This window comes from Abyssisolibacter sp. ZYX002, assembly GCF_056892235.1.
In genome coordinates this window covers 1,106,813-1,123,803 of sequence record NZ_JARMXH010000001.1, presented here as the reverse complement: position 1 = coordinate 1,123,803, position 16,991 = coordinate 1,106,813, and the positions used below count along the sequence as shown (strand labels likewise).

The following is a 16,991-nucleotide window of genomic DNA, read 5'->3' as shown; positions in this document are numbered from 1 at the left end:
GAAATAATTTAGTAACGTTTTCGAGTAATAAATATATGGTTCAACAGTTCATAAGGAGGTATACAATGGATTTAAAGAAAAAAATAAGAGATTTGAAAGACTACCCAAGAGAAGGAGTGATATTTAGAGATATAACTCCGTTATTGGCAGATAAAGACGCATTTAAATATGCTATAAATGAAATGGCTAATCTATTACAAGACAAAGATTTTGAGTTAATAATTGGCCCAGAGGCAAGAGGATTTATTGTCGGAACACCACTATCATATGAATTAAATAAAGGTTTTATACCTGTTAGGAAGCCTAACAAATTGCCTTATAAGACTATTAAATGTGAATATGAACTAGAATATGGAACAGATATTCTTGAAATGCACGAAGATGCTATTAAACCTGGACAAAAGGTAGTTATAGTAGATGACTTATTAGCCACTGGAGGGACAACTCGCTCTATAATAGAGATGATTGAAAAACTTGGTGGTGAGATAGTAGCAATAGTATATCTTATAGAACTTGAGTTCCTAAACGGAAGAGATAAACTAAAAGGATATGAAGTAAAATCAGTAATTAAATATTAGGATTTTTAACTATGTACTAGGATTAAAAAATATATTTGAACAATTAAGATTGATAACTATGGCAGACTGTAGTAGGAGTTCAAAGCGTGCCAAAATTGAGTAATAGAGCTTACTTAAAGGGAAGTGAGCAACTCAAATTATAGGGTAACGTATAAATTGGGCTTTTGTCTACAGTCTTAATGCATATTGTGCATTTTTGTTTTTTATAATATAATATTAAATTATAAACTTTTATAAAATATAATACTAATATAATTATTAAGTACGTAGATAATAATACCTATACGTATTATTTTGCATTATAAAATAAAAGATGGTGAGCTTATGTTTTTAGAAAAAATGATGGCAAAAATAGGAACATATATAAATCAGCAAGATAAGGATAGAATTGTGAGAGCTTACGAATTTGCTAAAGTTGCTCATGAAGGACAACTTAGAAATTCAGGAGAACAGTTTTTCATACATCCTTGTGAGGTAGCACTCATATTAGCTGATATAAATATGGATGTGGATACAATAATAGCAGGACTATTACATGATGTTATAGAGGATACAGATTTTACTTATGAAGACGTAGCAAAAAATTTTGGTGAAGAAATAGCAGGATTAGTAGATGGAGTTACAAAACTTACAAAAATAGAGTATAGAACCAAAGCAGAAAGAGTCGCAGAAAATATGAGGAAAATGGTTATAGCTATGTCAAAGGACATAAGAGTTATAATCATAAAATTGTCAGACAGATTGCATAATATGAGAACACTTGAATATATGTCAGATGAAAAGAAAAAAGAAAAAGCATTAGAAACATTGGAGATATACGCACCAATAGCGAATAGACTAGGTATATTCACGATGAAATGGGAGCTAGAAGATTTGTCACTAAGATTTATAGACCCTGAAGGATACTATGAATTAGTAGAGAAAGTTTCTAAAAAAAGGAAAGAAAGAGAAGAATATATAAATTTAGTTACAAACAAATTACAAAAAGCACTCGATGAGGTCAATATAGAGCATGAAATAAGTGGTAGACCAAAGCATTTCTATAGTATATATAAAAAGATGGTGTATCAAAACAAGACATTTGATGAAATATTTGATTTAACTGCCGTTAGAGTAGTAGTTGATACAGTCAAGGAATGTTATGGTGTATTAGGAATAGTTCATACGTTGTGGAAGCCAATCCCACGCAGATTCAAAGACTATATAGCAATGCCTAAACCAAATATGTACCAATCACTTCATACTACAGTAATAGGTCCAAAAGGAGAAATATTTGAGATTCAGATAAGGACTATAGACATGCATAGAACAGCAGAGTTTGGTATAGCTGCACACTGGAAGTATAAAGAAGGTAAAGCAAAGAGTGATGATTTTGATAGCAAACTATCATGGTTAAGGCAAATGCTAGAATGGCAAAAGGATATGAACGATCCTGTTGAATTTATGGAATCTCTAAAAATTGACCTTTTTACAAACGAAGTATTTGTATTTACACCAAAGGGAGACGTAATAAGTTTACCAGCAGGTTCAACACCTATAGATTTTGCTTATAGAGTGCATACCGCTGTAGGTAATAAATGTGTAGGAGCAAAAGTCAATGGTCGTATAGTTCCAATAGACTATAAGTTAAAAACAGGTAACATAGTGTCAATACTAACATCAGCTAATAGTAATGGTCCAAGTAGAGACTGGCTAAAGATAGTTAAAAGTTCACAAGCAAAAAGTCGTATAAGACAATGGTTCAAAAAAGAAGGCAGAGATCAAAATATAAATGATGGTAAAGATAGCTTAGAAAAAGAAGTAAAAAAACAAGGTTACAAACTAACAGAGATATTAAAAGACGATTGGCTCAGAAAAATTACTAGAAAATTTAGTCTAAATGAGATAAATGATTTATATGCAGAACTAGGTTATGGAAGTATAACAGTAAAGCAAGTAATGGGTAAATTAAAAGAATTCCATAATGAATATTATAAAAATAAAAAAGAAGAAGAACTGCCAATCAAAAACAATAAAAATAAAAAGAATGCAGAGCCTACTCAAGGTATAGTAATAAAAGGAATTGATAATGTAAAGGTCAGATTTGCAAAATGCTGTAACCCAGTTCCTGGAGATGATATAGTGGGATATATTACAAGGGGAAGAGGTGTATCTGTACACAGACAAGACTGTCCGAATTTAAATGACTTAAGCAAAGAAACTAGATTTATAGATGTGGAGTGGGCATCAGATAAGAAAGTAAGCTATCAAGCCGAAATACAAATAAAAGCAACAGATAGACCGGGATTACTTTCTCAAATAACACAGCTAATAACAGATACTAATTTATTCGTATCATCACTAAATGCACGTACTAGTAAGGATAAGCTAGCGATGATAAATATGATATTAGAGATAAAGAATGTAGAGCAACTAAATAACCTTATGCGAAAAATCAAAAATATGCAAGGAGTAATAGACGTATATAGAGTTGTAACATAGGAGGATTTAAACCAATGAGAGCAGTAGTGCAAAGAGTAAGTAAAGCTAAAGTTACAGTAGATAATGAAGTAACAGGAAGTATAAATAAGGGGCTTATGGTACTATTGGGTGTTGAGGAAGAAGACGAAGACAAAGATACCAAATATTTAGTAGATAAAGTTGTTAATCTCAGGATATTTGAAGATGAAAAAGAAAAAATGAACAAATCACTGTTGGATATAGATGGAGAAATACTAGTAGTTTCGCAATTTACACTTTTAGGAGACTGTAGAAAAGGAAGAAGACCAAACTTCATGCAAGCAGCAAAACCAGACAAAGCAAATAGAATGTATGAAGATTTCATAAAGCACTGCAAAGAATACGGATTAAAAACAGAGGTAGGAGAGTTCGGGGCAGATATGAAGGTTGATTTGACAAATGATGGACCTGTCACAATACTGGTAGATAGCCATAAAGTGTTTTAATGACCTTATGCAAAGGTAGGATATAAAAATGAAAATCGGAAAATTTGCTCAGATTAATAATGTAAGCAAAGATACCATAAGGCACTATATGGACTTAGAACTAATTATACCACAAAAAAAAGGTGCAATATATGATTTTGATAAGCAGTGCCAAAAGAATCTTAAAGAAGTCCTGTATCTCAAAGATATGGGTTTTTCACTGCAAAGCATTAAAAAGATATTAAACTATAATTCTCTTGCAAATCTAACGCCATATGAACAAGATGAGTATTATTTGATTTTATTTCGAGACAGATTAAAACAAATAGAAATAGAAATAGATTTACTTACAACTCAAAAATCTAAATTAGAAACAAAAATAAACGAGATGGCAAATACGCAGGATGAAGAAAGAACAAAAAAAGGAATAGATATTGATTTAATAAAATTGTTCCACTGCACTAAATGTCAAAGCCCTTTGTGCCTAGAAGAAGGTACAGTATCAAATAATCAAGTTATAAATGGAGTGCTGACATGTAGCTGTGGAGAAAGATATACAATACAAGATGGTATATTTATAGTAAGAGACTATAAAAGACAAGAGCCAGTAGAGTATGATTACAAGTACTTATCAGAATACATGCATGTAACAGATTCAACATTTGTTAATAGTTTATTCAAAACTATTCAGTGGGCTAAAAATATGACACATACACAAGATTTTAATAACAAGATAGTTATGGAACTAGGTTCAGGTATTGGTTTCACATTAAGAAATATGATAAATATACTTTCAGATGATACAGTGTACATAGCAGTTGACAATGATATTAATAGGCACAGATTTTTAAAACAATTAATAGAAAAAACAGGTGTAAATAAAAAGGTAATATACATGTGTGCAGATTTCTTAGAGATACCGATAAAAAATAAAACAGTAGACACATTGCTAGATTATACAGGTACTACTAATTATTCATTTGATCATAGTGAATTTCTCTTAAAAGAAATCAATCATTATATTAAAGATACAGCGTCACTTTACTATTCATTTATAGTATTTAGAGATTTTGCAAAAGATAGTCGTATATCACGGAACGTTAGAGAAAATTTTATATACACACATATAAAACAAAATATAGCCTCATTAGGCTATGAAGTTACTGACGAAAAGATATCAGACACAATTGAAAAAGGTGGTAAATACGAAGATTTCTTCGTTGATGGAGAGAAAATAAACGTGATTTTAGGTAGTGCAAAGAGATAGGTTAACCTCATTTCAGACTGTAGAAAAAAGCCCAATTGCTACGCCCGTGTTAAAATTTCCGTTGCTCACTTACCTCTAAGTAAGCTGTGCTACTCAATTTTAACACGCCTAGAAATTGAACTTTTACTAAAGTCTGCTAGATTGATAACTTTGTCATCAATCTAAGATGGGGTTAACCCCATCTTTTTTTATTTTTTGCCATAATCAAGGCATAAATTCCTTATTGATATAGGGTTAAGGCTATTTATTATAATAGTATTACACAGACAATAAGGAGGAATAAACATGCATATTTCAAAAATTAATCAATACTACAAAAAAAGGTCCTCAGAACAAAATTTCTTTTTATTCGTAGTAGGAAGTTTTATTTCATCATTTGGAACAGAGATATATACTTACGCAATAAGCCTTTATGTTCTTAGATTAACAGGGTCGGGTTTAAGCTTTGCTTCCACTTACATAAGTAAGATTATACCTGTGATATTATTTAATCCTATAGGAGGTGTTTTAGCAGATAAGCTAGATAAAAAGAAGTTGATAGTTATTATGGATACATGTAATGGACTGCTTTTTATAACATTAAGTGTGATTGCAATTAAAACTAGATTAACATTACCAATAATATTGGTTAGCATTTTTATATCGTCAACACTGACTACTATTTTTAATATCAGTATAGAATCTGCAAAACCAAACATAGTATCAAAAGACAAACTTTTATCAATTAATTCAGCAAGCAGAATTATAAGTTCAAGTTCCATTATATTAGGACCAGTACTAGGAGGACTCGTTTTTGCATTTATTAAAATTGAATTTTTTATGATTGTAAATGGTGTATCATTTATAATATCAGCTATTATTGAACTTGCTATAGTATTTAAGAGTAGCAAACAAATTAGTAATGATTTAAATATTATAGAAGATATAAAAGAAGGTTTAAATTATATCTACAGCAATAAAGGTATAATAAATCTTTTTATGCTATTTATAATATTGAACTTCTCTCTTACTTTTGGTATATCAATCCCGATGCCTTATATAGTAGATCAAGTATTAGAATTAGGGTCAAAAACATTGGGGATTATTCAAAGTGGTTTTCCAATAGGTATGATTGTAGGCTCTTTTATGATTAAAAAACTATTAAAAGAAAATAATTATACTAAAGTGCTAGTGATAACATCGTTGTTGATAGCAGTAGGTATGATTATATTTGGCTTACCGTTGCTTAGAAGAAATTTGTTCTCAGATATGTTTTATATATCTTTCATTTGGATAATACTATTTTTATTAGGAGTCAGTGTTGCGTGTATAGACATACCGTATTTTTATTTATTGCAAAAACGTATACCAGAGTATATAAGAGGGAGAGTTATAAGTACTGGAATATGCTTTATTAAAACTAGTGTACCATTAGCATCTTTATTAGCAGGGATATGTTTAGATTTTACACCAGAATATATTTTACCAATAAGCTCAGGTACTTTATTGTTGTTTTATAGCATAATATTTTATGTTAAAAAGAAATCATCGACAACATTGAAAATATGATGTAAAATGAGTTAATAGAGATAATAACAAGGAGTGATTTGATGTTAGTAGAGAGAATTCCACTAGGAGTATACGCAGTTAACTGTTACATATATGGAAGTAGAGAGTCAAAAGAAGCTATGGTAGTTGATCCAGGTGGAGATGCTCAGGTTATAGTTGATAAACTAAAAGACTATGGTATGACATGTAAATATATAATATTAACTCATGCTCATGGTGATCACATAGGTGGGCTAAAAAAATTAAAAGCGCTTACAAATGCACCGATATTAATACATAAAGATGATGAAGAACTTCTTATGGATGCATCAAAGAATTTATCAAGCAGGATGTCTATGGAACCTGTTAACATAAAACCTGACAGAGTATTAGAAGATAACGATAAGATAAAAGTAGGAGAATGTACATGTAAGATAATACATACTCCAGGCCATACACAAGGTGGCATATGTATACTAGCAAATGATATACTGTTTACAGGAGATACTCTTTTTGCAGGATCTATAGGAAGAAGTGATTTGTATGGTGGAAATCATAAACAATTGATAAATTCAATAAAAACCAAGCTAATAGATTTAGATGGTGATATAAAAGTTATGCCAGGGCATGGACCATCAAGTACAATAGCAAAAGAAAAACAAAACAATCCATTTTTAAGATAACGGGAGTAGTGTAAATGTTAAAAGTTAGATTAATAGGTCATGACTTTGAGTATGAGATATTTGAGTTGCTAAGATCTTATTATAATACAGAAAATATAAAGTTTGTAGACGAAAAAACAGATAATGATTTATATATAGAAAGTATATTAAAGCAGGACATAGCTCCTGCTATAATAACGTGTGTGTATAAAGATGGTTCTTTAATTTCAAGAGAAACAGCCGATTACAATGAATTTAAACAATTCAAAGATTTAAAGAAGAAGAATAAAACACTCATAAAAAAATCACTACTAAACGCAATATTAAAAGTAAATACCAAAAAAGCACCATGGGGAATACTGACAGGTATTAGGCCAACCAAAATCGTGCATACACTAATGGATGATGAGAAAAAAGATACCGAAATATTAGCTATACTAACTGATGAATACATGATAGCATTAGAAAAAGCAAAGTTACTAGTAGACGTATGTAACCAAGAAAGACAGTACCTCACAGAGGAAAATAGCAAAAAATATAGTCTATACGTCAGTATACCATTTTGTCCAACGAGATGCGTATATTGTTCATTTCCATCAAACAGTATAGATAAATTTAAGGACTATACAGATAGGTATGTTGATTCAGTTATTTATGAACTGTCAAAAACATATGAAATCATGAAGAGTAAAGAATTATATACAGTATATATTGGTGGAGGAACACCAACAGCACTCTCGCATGAACAGCTTGGTAGAATCATAAAATTTATATATAGTAAGTTTGGAGAAGGTATCAAAGAGTTTACAGTAGAAGCAGGTAGACCAGATACGATATCAAAAGAAGTATTAAAAATGTTAAAGCAAAATAAAATAGATAGAATAAGCATAAACCCTCAAACAATGTGTGATGATACATTGTCCATAATTGGCAGAAAACATACAAGCAGTGATATCATCAGGGCGTTTGATATGGCACGTGGATACGGTTTTAATAATATAAATATGGATTTGATAGTTGGTCTTCCGGGTGAAAATATCAGTAATGTAGAAAGAACGATGGACTTAATATATAACTTAAAACCTAGTAATCTGACGGTGCATACTCTAGCTATAAAAAGAGCATCAAAGCTAAAAAGCTATTTAGACAAGTATCCGCTAGCTGACGGTAAGACAATAGAAAAAATGCTAGAGATAACACAAAACTGGACGCACAAGATGGGCATGAAACCATATTATATGTATAGACAAAAGCAAATGCTAGGTAATTTTGAAAACGTAGGATACTCAATAAAAGATAAAGAATGTATCTATAACATAATGATAATGGAAGAAAGACAATCAATAATAGCAGTAGGAGCAGGAGCTGTATCAAAGATAGTAGATATAGAAAAGAATCAAATAACTAGAGTGCCTAATGTGAAAGATTTATATGAATATTTAAATAGAGTAGACGAAATGGTAAAGAGAAAAGAAAAAGCTATAACTAAAGAGTTATAGATATAGATTGATGGCAAAATCATTAAGATAGCCAAGTGCTTGGAACTATAGCATTAGTTTTAATCACTTTATTTATGATTTTTGTTTCTTTGGGCAGAAATAGAAACCTGCTTGTCTTGATAAAAATCAGATTAGACCTTGACAATGTGAAAAAACAAAGCTATAATTAACATTAATTGTATAGCAAATACTTAGATTAGGACATATAAGTCAAATCTTTTTACTTTAGAGAGCTGGGTTAGGTGAAAGCCAGTGTGGAAAATTGATTTATGACACCTATGAGTAGATAATCTGAAAAATCAAACTCTAGTAGGATTATACGCTAGCTGGCGTTAGTAGCTTGAGTGGGAAACATAATCCAATTAGGGTGGCACCACGGGAATAAAACTCTCGTCCCTGTTATTTAGTATAACAGAGGACGAGATTATTTTTTTAGGAGGTTTATTATGGGAGAAAAAATGGGTAACATGAGAAGAACACATATGTGTGGAACTCTTAGAAGACAAAACGAAAATCAAGAAGTAACACTTATGGGATGGGTTCAAAAGAGAAGAAACTTAGGAGGTTTAGTTTTCGTAGACCTTAGAGATACAACAGGGATAGTACAGATAGTATTCGATACAGATATATCAAAAGAGGCATTTGACAAAGCAGAAACTATCAGAAGTGAGTATGTAATAGCAGTAAAAGGGACAGTTAAGATTAGAGAATCAATCAACAAAGACATGGAAACAGGAGATGTAGAAGTTTTTGCTTCAGAGCTTAAAATACTAGACGAAGCACAAACACCACCAATATATATCAAAGATAACGATGATGTATCAGATGCTATGAGATTAAAATATAGATACTTAGACCTTAGAAAGCCATTTATGCAAAAAAATCTAAAGATTAGACATAAAACAATGAAGCTGTTTAGAGATTTCCTAGATGAAAACAATTTCAATGAAATAGAGACACCAATGCTTACAAAACCAACGCCAGAAGGAGCAAGAGACTACTTAGTACCTAGTAGAGTTAACCCAGGCAACTTCTATGCACTACCACAATCACCACAGCTGATGAAACAGCTTTTAATGGTGTCAGGTATGGATAGATATTATCAAATCGTTAAATGCTTTAGAGATGAGGATTTGAGAGCTAATAGGCAACCTGAGTTTACGCAAGTGGACGTTGAGATGTCGTTTGTAGATGTAGAAGACGTTATAAATATAAACGAAAAGCTTATACAAAGAATATTCAAAGAAATAAAGGGGATAGATATAAAGCTACCACTAAAAAGAATGACATACAAAGAGGCTATGGAGAGATTTGGTAGTGACAAGCCAGATTTGAGATTTGGATATGAAATAGTAAATTTATCAGATATATTTACTAATTCAGGATTTAAAGCGTTCGCAGGCACAATTGCAGATGGAGGAAGCGTAAGAGCTATAAAAGTAGAAGATGGAGCCTCGGCTTTCAGCAAAAAGGGAATATCTAAGCTTGAAAAATACGTAAAAACATACAAAGCAAAAGGTTTAGCGTGGATGAAAGTAATAGAAGGTAATATAGAATCTCCAATAGCTAAGTTTCTAAGCGAAGAAGAAATAAAAGCAGTAGCAAGCAAAATGGATGCAAAAGAAGGAGATATCATATTTATCATAGCAGATAAAGATGATGTGGTATTTGATTCTTTAGGTCATTTGAGAATAGAAGTTGCTAAAAAACTAGATGTAATACAAAAAAATGTATACGAAATGCTTTGGATTACAGAGTTCCCATTGTTTGAATATAGCGAAGAAGAAGATAGATACGTAGCAAAGCACCATCCATTTACACATCCGATGGATGAAGATATACACCTATTAGAAACAGAGCCACAAAACGTAAGAGCAAAAGCTTATGATATAGTAATAAATGGTGATGAGATAGGTGGGGGAAGTATAAGAATCAATAACTCTGACTTACAAACAAAGATGTTTAAGGCATTAGGATTTACAGAAGAAGAAGCAAACGATAAGTTTGGATTCTTGCTAGAAGCATTCAAATACGGAGTACCACCACATGGAGGAATAGCATACGGGCTTGGAAGACTAGTAATGATGCTTACAGAGATGGATAACCTAAGAGATGTTATAGCATTCCCTAAAACTCAAAATGCTACATGCTTGATGACACAAGCTCCGACGATGGTTACAGAAAAGCAACTAGAAGAATTGTCAATAGCATTAAATATGAAAGAAGATAAAACAGAAGATAACGAGTAAATATAAATAATAAACACCAATGTATTATAGATAAAGCACTAGTTTCGATTTATTAAAGTAAACTAGTGCTTATTTATCAAAGTGAAGATAACATTGTGATGTGATATTCTATAAGTAAAAAGCAACGGATATGCATAAAGGAATGAAGAAAGGCGAAGCTGTAAAAAGATTAATAAGGAGGATGTAGCATGGTTAGACAAAAGACAAAGCTTTTACTTGAAGAATTTATCGGTAAATTACCAGAAAGCCATAGAAATTTATTTATGGAAGTAGCGCAATACGCAATATCTAAGGGATACACACCTAAAAGAACTAAGTCAAAGAATTTTACATTAGATTATTCTAAAAGTAAAGTAAAAAAGACTATACTAAGAATGGTACTGAACGATGATACTATTGACGAAAATATACCGGGAATAAGATTGAAGTTTTATGCGAGTAGAAAATATTCAGATATATTTAAAAAAGGAGTACAAACTGTTATAGAAGAATTTGATGGTAAATATACAGGGTGTTATGGATGCGGAAGATGTAAAGGAGAGCTTGAAGGGTATACTTTTGTTTATGAAGATGGTAAAAAAGTGTTTAGGTGTGGTAGTGAATTAATACCGATAAAACATATTAGTAAAGACAATATCGAAGAAATAAAAGCCTTAATTAATAATCAAGATAAATATTTTATGAGTAGATTAGAAGATAGTTGATTTGTAGTGTTTGAGAGCACATTTACTGATAGTTCTATAACAACAAATATGGTACTTTAGGATCAGTGTCACGCTTTGTAAGAGTGTGGCTTATTTTTTTGCGCGAAGATATGTAGTAATATAGCACTAATATCCAAAAATATACAAAATTTAAAAGGAAATCGAAGATTTATGAAGAATTATGCATAAATAAGAAAAATATAAAAAATATTCAAAATATAGGGAGGAAACTATGAAAAAAGCAATATATACCATATTAATTGTGTTATTATTCACTCAAACAATACTAGCTGTAGGTTTTAGCGATATAAAAGAAGACCATTGGGCAAGAGAAGCAGTAGAAAAGCTAGTGATAGAAGAAATAGTAAACGGATACCCAGATAACACATTTAAGCCAAATAATAGTGTTACAAGAAGCGAATTTTCAAAGTTAATACAGGAGGTTTTAAAGCTTAAAATTGACACAAGTGAAGAAGTGATATTCAAGGATATAAAAGGAACATGGGCAGAAGGTAGAATAAAAGCACTAGTAAGAGCAGAGATAATAGATACAGAGGACTATAAAGATGGATTTAAACCAAATGAGCCTATCACAAGAGTAGAAATGTCAAAGATGGTGGTAAAAGCCTTGAAACTAGAGATAAAAGATATAGATAAAACAGATTTCACTGACGATGACAAGATAAATGAAAAAGATAAAAAATACATAGTATCAGCTCAAAATACAGAGATAATAAAAGGATACCCAGATGGCTCATTTAAACCAAACAACACAGCAACAAGAGCAGAAACATCAGTAATGATACTGAGAATGATAAACTATCAGAAAAAAGATGGAGTAGAGATAGTAAGTGGTATTAGGTTTGATAGAAAGAATGATGTTATAGTTAGTGATACACAAGACACTAATCAAGCTATGAAGATAGACAAACAACAGGAATTTGTAATGAAGTTTTTTGAAACATTGAAGTTTACAAAAGAAGGCTCTCATAGTTACGTATCTGGGTGTTTGCCAGAAGTGCCTGAAGGATACAGATGGTCATGTGCAATAGAAATATTTTATAAAGATGATACATTTGAATCATTCTATAGTGATAATGGAACAGGTGGAAGAAAAGAAATACTGTTTAAAACAAATGAAAGTTTTAAATTTAAACTAAAACATAATAAAAATAAAATCGAAAAAATAAGTGTAGCGATTAATATAGTTACTAATAAGGGTGCAGAGTACGGATTATTTAAGCTTAAATATCCATTAAAAACTTTGTACAAATATGCAGTTAAAAACTCAGTATATATTAACAATGATATAAAATGGGAGGAAATGTTCGAGTGGTAAAACGAAGGATATTAGCTGTTTGGATTACCATAACTATAGTTGTATCAAATATGACTATAGCTTTAAATGTATATTCAGCAGATAGTCAGAATGTTGAAGATAAAATAGAAGTTCATTTTCTAACCGAAAACGATGATTTGGAGAATTTTGAGATTATAGAAAATATGAATGTAAATAAATCAATAGAGATGTGGCACTACAGTGGCAACTATTGGAAGATTACTATGAGAGGTAGAACCATTAAGCTTAGAGATAACGATATGGCAGACAACTGGGATAAACCTGATTACTTAGGACAAAAACTTATGGAAGAAGATACAGATATACTATTTGAAATAAATTTGCCTCAAAAGGTTAGAGACGAAATTGAAAGGCTCAATGATGGAGAAAAAATACATGTATATATAAATAAGAGCACACTTGATATTGACAGGATATTTCAAAACGAAAAACCTCCTACGTTTGAAATAGAAGGGGACAAGATTATAATACATGCTTATCCTAAGTTAAATTGTTTAAGAAGAAAATACGACTATTATGTATCTGGGTTAGAAAAAAAGATACCTATAGTCATGGATAAATACGGCCATAACGTATACGCAATGTATGGAAGATATGACAACAAAAAACTCGGAATGGCATATGGAACACATAAAGGTGAAGAAGGGAAAATACCATATAATAAAATATTAAATAATAGAGGTTATTTAGAAGATGGATTTATAGTAAATACATTTAAAGACGGCGTTAAAACACCAAAAGAATCATCACAAATAAAAATAGGTATAGATACATTCAAATATGCAGGAGCAGTAGGACTGATGTTTAGGTATCCTATGGAAATAAAGTTCTACAAAAAACCTCTAGGAAAAAAGGTCAACGTCAAACATATAACAGAATCAGGGAGAGCGTTGACTAAATATGACTATAGTAAAGAAGTGACCAATAATAAACCTCTACACATAAAACAAACACTAATAAGTGGATTTGAAATAACTGGGTCAATGATAGCATACGACCAAGTACCAACAAATAAAACTCAGCCAATAGACTATCAAATCACATATAATGAAAGCTATAATGAAGTCAACATAGTGTATATATATCAAAAACATCAAGATGAAGATATGAGCAAAAACAATATGGATCCAGAAGCTTCAGCAGTTATAAAAGCAGATGATAGAGGTATGGAGCTATTTGATGTAGAGAAAGGTATACCAACAACAGAGGATTTATATGTAAACGTACTAGGTAATAAATATCTCATGAAATACACGTTTAAGCAAAAGAGTGATGTAAAAGATTGTGAAGTGACGGCTAGAAAAGAGTATACATTGAGATGGTCAGAGGAAGAAGGAACGGGAAAAGATAAAAAAATAGTTCAAAAAGAAGATGTAGAGGTAGTTACAGAAACAGTAACAGTACCAAGAGAATACTCATATTGGTACATAGATAACCTTGAAGTTTACGAGTTAATAGGATCATCAATAAACAACAAAGCTCTTCCAAGTGGAAAAGTACATCTACAGCCAAATGGTTATAGGTCGCCAATAGTTGAAGTAGAGCAGAGTGATGATTTAGATGATCATATAGAAGAGCCAGAGTTAAATATAGAGATTGAGCCAGAGACTATAACGGGAGGGTTAGGAAATAAACCTTCACCATCAGGAGATTTTCAATTAGAAGCAGATGAAAAGCTAGAGGAACTAAAAGTAAAAAATGACAAACTCGTATTTAATGGTCAAGTCATAATGTCAGATAAACTAGTAGTAAAAGAAGCTCCAAAGCCTATTAGTATAGAAGATAGCAATCAAATATCTAAAGATACATTATACAATAAAAATCTAACAATAGATGCTGTAAAGAGGAACGGAGTTTATGAAAGTACAGGAAACATAAAATATAGAGCGATAACAAGAGTGAATCCTACTTATGGGCAGGAATACACTCATGAGATATTGGATATAAACTCAGTAACAGTTCACACACCAGTAGTATGTTATGCAGATGTATACGATGATAGAAACTTCAATCAAGAGTTAAATCCAATAGATAGCAGAAGGTCACTAATACTAGGAAGACCATCAAGCTTTACACTACCAACAAGTGGAGAGCATAGAAATATAAAGGGTTATAAAAATAGAGACTATAAAAAGTATACTAAATCAAAACAAGTAAGATTTCCATTTGACGTATATATGAATACGACTAAAAGAAATGCAGAGAGTTATCTTAAATCAAATACATGGTTTGATATACCACTAGATAATAATAATGTGGACATATATCTACCGATTTGGGTAGAAGAGGGAAACTATGAGATAGAGGTTAGGGAAATAGCAATAAACTGCAAAAATAATAATTTAACTGAGGTAAATGCAAACTTAGAGCTAGAAAACTACGTAGCAACAAGAAAAATACCAGTAAGAGTAATAGGGCGATTGTATGGTTTTAAAATAACAGATATCACAGATTATCCAACATGGGAGAAGGTTTTTAGAGTAAATACTGGAGATACAAAGCATACAGGAAATCACTATATATCAGGACACAACGATAAAAATGGAGTATTAATAAGAGAAAACAGCAGAGGAATAGTACCAATACTAAGAGGAAGCCATCCATATTATAAAAACGTTGGCCCACTAAATACAGGATACAAATTCAGATATGAGCTAGAGACAGTAGGTGGCTACTTTGGAAAATACGACTGCATAAGAGTTAGACCCCATTTTTATCACGTAACAGAGGATGGTAAGACAAAGACAAAAATAGACTTATGGTATATGAAATGGGACGATGAGAAAAACAAAGAGACGATAATAAAAATAGGTAGTGAAAAGAGTGAAGACAAGAAATATATAGAGCGAATGAAGTTAGGTAACCCGTATAGAAACGTACCCAAAAAAGAGATAGAGTATTCAGCAGGAGTAGAAAGATTAGACGTGAATACAATGAGCTATAGAGAAACTCCAATAGGTTATTTTCACGAATACATACTAGCAAGATTTACGAGAATATTTCTAGGAAACACAGAAAACATACCATATAGAGTAGACTATAATAGAGTCAAGCAGTCTGTTCAGCACTGGCATGGAGATTTTTGTTTACCAAATATGGTATATGCATGTCCGAAAGGATTTGATCTCATGGAGTATGGTAGGACAAACAATGGATTTGATTTCAAAGAATATTTTTGGCTAAAAGAAGGATATATAGTAGTAAATTTTACAATAGAGACGATAAAGAACAAAGACTTTAATAATCCAGTACTATGTTACACATATGCACCAAACTGTAACATGTGGAAAGTAGAAGGATACGATTTAGAGAAATATGGATACAGCTACAAGACAGATTCAAATTCAATAAAGTTTAACTTATACTATGGAGACGTTATGTTTTACAATGCCAGCGGAAGAGCTAGTGATGATTATAGTAGTAATGGGACTCATTAAGGAGATATGAGTAAATTTAAAATACATTGTATATATGTTGTCGATCTCTGGTAATGCAAAAAAACATGGGAGGTCGACAGCACAGATTGGGGGCAGGCTTGAAAACTTGACTTATTTAAGATTAGAAAGCATATTTCTATAACTATTTACGCAGTCTCTAAGGTTAAAAGGACTTTTATGAAGATTATATTTCAAACAGCGTATTTAAGAAGCATATTTTTCCTAAGAGGCTAGATTATATAGTTTAGTTATTAATTACCTTGAAAAACAATCATTCAATACATTCACAAATTTTTATTAGTATTCTATAATGAATGACGAATAGACACTATAATATCTAGCTAGGGGGATTGGTTAATATCAAAATTAAAAGAATTATATTTATTATAAGTTTATTGATGTTTCTTATAATAGGTTGTGGTGGCAAGACATTAGACGAGACATCAGAATGTCAATTTTACAAAAAAGGAATTGATATTGTATTTGAAGGTAGAGAAAACCTTAAATCACCTACTCATGTCATAAGCTTAAAATCTAATTTTTTTACTACATACGACAACTATAAATTAAGCAGTTTACAAAGAGAGTATTATCAATTAATAAAGCGATATTCAATTTCATATAATAATTACAAGGAAAAAAGCTCTATAGACAACTTGGACAGTATTACAGCAAACATGAAAAGAATTAATTCGTTTATGGAGAAAAACAAAGAAGTTGTTACTAAAATTGCCAAGGCACGCTAGCCTTGTTTTTTTTGCTCGAAAATAATACTAAAAAACAT

The 16,991-nt window shown here is 31.2% G+C and carries 12 protein-coding genes and 1 other annotated feature; all 12 genes read left to right on the top strand.

Annotated elements, in window-relative coordinates:
- Nucleotides 1-65: 65 nt before the first annotated feature.
- The 12 genes from P3X86_RS05080 (at nt 66) to P3X86_RS05025 (ending at nt 16,953) form a co-directional block, all read left to right on the top strand.
- A complete protein-coding gene (locus tag P3X86_RS05080; RefSeq protein WP_483291543.1) occupies nt 66-578 on the top strand; it encodes an adenine phosphoribosyltransferase in 513 nt (170 codons plus the stop codon).
- A 324-nt stretch (nt 579-902) separates the two neighbouring features.
- A complete protein-coding gene (locus P3X86_RS05075; RefSeq protein WP_483291542.1) occupies nt 903-3,059 on the top strand; it encodes a RelA/SpoT family protein in 2,157 nt (718 codons plus the stop codon).
- Nucleotides 3,060-3,073: 14 nt separating this feature from the next.
- Nucleotides 3,074-3,523, top strand: a complete 450-nt coding sequence (dtd, locus tag P3X86_RS05070) for a D-aminoacyl-tRNA deacylase (protein WP_483291541.1) — start codon at nt 3,074-3,076, stop codon at nt 3,521-3,523.
- Nucleotides 3,524-3,551: 28 nt separating this feature from the next.
- Nucleotides 3,552-4,769, top strand: coding sequence for a MerR family transcriptional regulator (locus P3X86_RS05065; protein WP_483291540.1), 1,218 nt, complete (start codon nt 3,552-3,554; stop codon nt 4,767-4,769).
- A gap of 285 nt (nt 4,770-5,054) precedes the next feature.
- On the top strand, nt 5,055-6,317 hold the full coding sequence (locus P3X86_RS05060) for an MFS transporter (RefSeq protein ID WP_483291539.1): 1,263 nt from the start codon (nt 5,055-5,057) through the stop codon (nt 6,315-6,317).
- 41 nt (nt 6,318-6,358) lie between these two features.
- The gene (locus tag P3X86_RS05055; protein ID WP_483291538.1) at nt 6,359-6,979 is read left to right on the top strand and encodes an MBL fold metallo-hydrolase; all 621 of its coding nucleotides are present in this window, start codon (nt 6,359-6,361) and stop codon (nt 6,977-6,979) included.
- Between the two features lie 14 nt (nt 6,980-6,993).
- Nucleotides 6,994-8,457 carry a coproporphyrinogen dehydrogenase HemZ gene (hemZ, locus tag P3X86_RS05050; RefSeq protein ID WP_483291537.1) on the top strand — a complete coding sequence of 488 codons (1,464 nt, stop codon included), beginning with the start codon at nt 6,994-6,996 and terminating at the stop codon, nt 8,455-8,457.
- Nucleotides 8,458-8,640: 183 nt separating this feature from the next.
- Nucleotides 8,641-8,858: a binding site (T-box leader), on the top strand.
- A gap of 45 nt (nt 8,859-8,903) precedes the next feature.
- Nucleotides 8,904-10,706 carry an aspartate--tRNA ligase gene (aspS, locus tag P3X86_RS05045; RefSeq protein ID WP_483291536.1) on the top strand — a complete coding sequence of 601 codons (1,803 nt, stop codon included), beginning with the start codon at nt 8,904-8,906 and terminating at the stop codon, nt 10,704-10,706.
- Nucleotides 10,707-10,894: 188 nt separating this feature from the next.
- A complete protein-coding gene (locus P3X86_RS05040) occupies nt 10,895-11,410 on the top strand; it encodes a hypothetical protein (RefSeq protein WP_483291535.1) in 516 nt (171 codons plus the stop codon).
- Between the two features lie 232 nt (nt 11,411-11,642).
- Nucleotides 11,643-12,749, top strand: coding sequence for an S-layer homology domain-containing protein (locus P3X86_RS05035; RefSeq protein ID WP_483291534.1), 1,107 nt, complete (start codon nt 11,643-11,645; stop codon nt 12,747-12,749).
- Complete coding sequence (locus P3X86_RS05030; protein ID WP_483291533.1) at nt 12,743-16,207, top strand: DUF5704 domain-containing protein; 3,465 nt, start codon at nt 12,743-12,745, stop codon at nt 16,205-16,207. The genes P3X86_RS05035 and P3X86_RS05030 overlap by 7 nt, the downstream gene beginning before the upstream one ends.
- 350 nt (nt 16,208-16,557) lie before the next feature.
- On the top strand, nt 16,558-16,953 hold the full coding sequence (locus tag P3X86_RS05025) for a hypothetical protein (protein ID WP_483291532.1): 396 nt from the start codon (nt 16,558-16,560) through the stop codon (nt 16,951-16,953).
- The last annotated feature ends 38 nt before the right edge of the window (nt 16,954-16,991 follow it).

Bases quoted from the DNA above. Each gene is read 5' to 3' on its own strand.
- P3X86_RS05080 (WP_483291543.1), top strand. From the start codon at position 66: ATGGATTTAAAGAAAAAAATAAGAGATTTGAAAGACTACCCAAGAGAA.
- P3X86_RS05075 (WP_483291542.1), top strand. From the start codon at position 903: ATGTTTTTAGAAAAAATGATGGCAAAAATAGGAACATATATAAATCAG.
- dtd (WP_483291541.1), top strand. From the start codon at position 3,074: ATGAGAGCAGTAGTGCAAAGAGTAAGTAAAGCTAAAGTTACAGTAGAT.
- P3X86_RS05065 (WP_483291540.1), top strand. From the start codon at position 3,552: ATGAAAATCGGAAAATTTGCTCAGATTAATAATGTAAGCAAAGATACC.
- P3X86_RS05060 (WP_483291539.1), top strand. From the start codon at position 5,055: ATGCATATTTCAAAAATTAATCAATACTACAAAAAAAGGTCCTCAGAA.
- P3X86_RS05055 (WP_483291538.1), top strand. From the start codon at position 6,359: ATGTTAGTAGAGAGAATTCCACTAGGAGTATACGCAGTTAACTGTTAC.
- hemZ (WP_483291537.1), top strand. From the start codon at position 6,994: ATGTTAAAAGTTAGATTAATAGGTCATGACTTTGAGTATGAGATATTT.
- aspS (WP_483291536.1), top strand. From the start codon at position 8,904: ATGGGAGAAAAAATGGGTAACATGAGAAGAACACATATGTGTGGAACT.
- P3X86_RS05040 (WP_483291535.1), top strand. From the start codon at position 10,895: ATGGTTAGACAAAAGACAAAGCTTTTACTTGAAGAATTTATCGGTAAA.
- P3X86_RS05035 (WP_483291534.1), top strand. From the start codon at position 11,643: ATGAAAAAAGCAATATATACCATATTAATTGTGTTATTATTCACTCAA.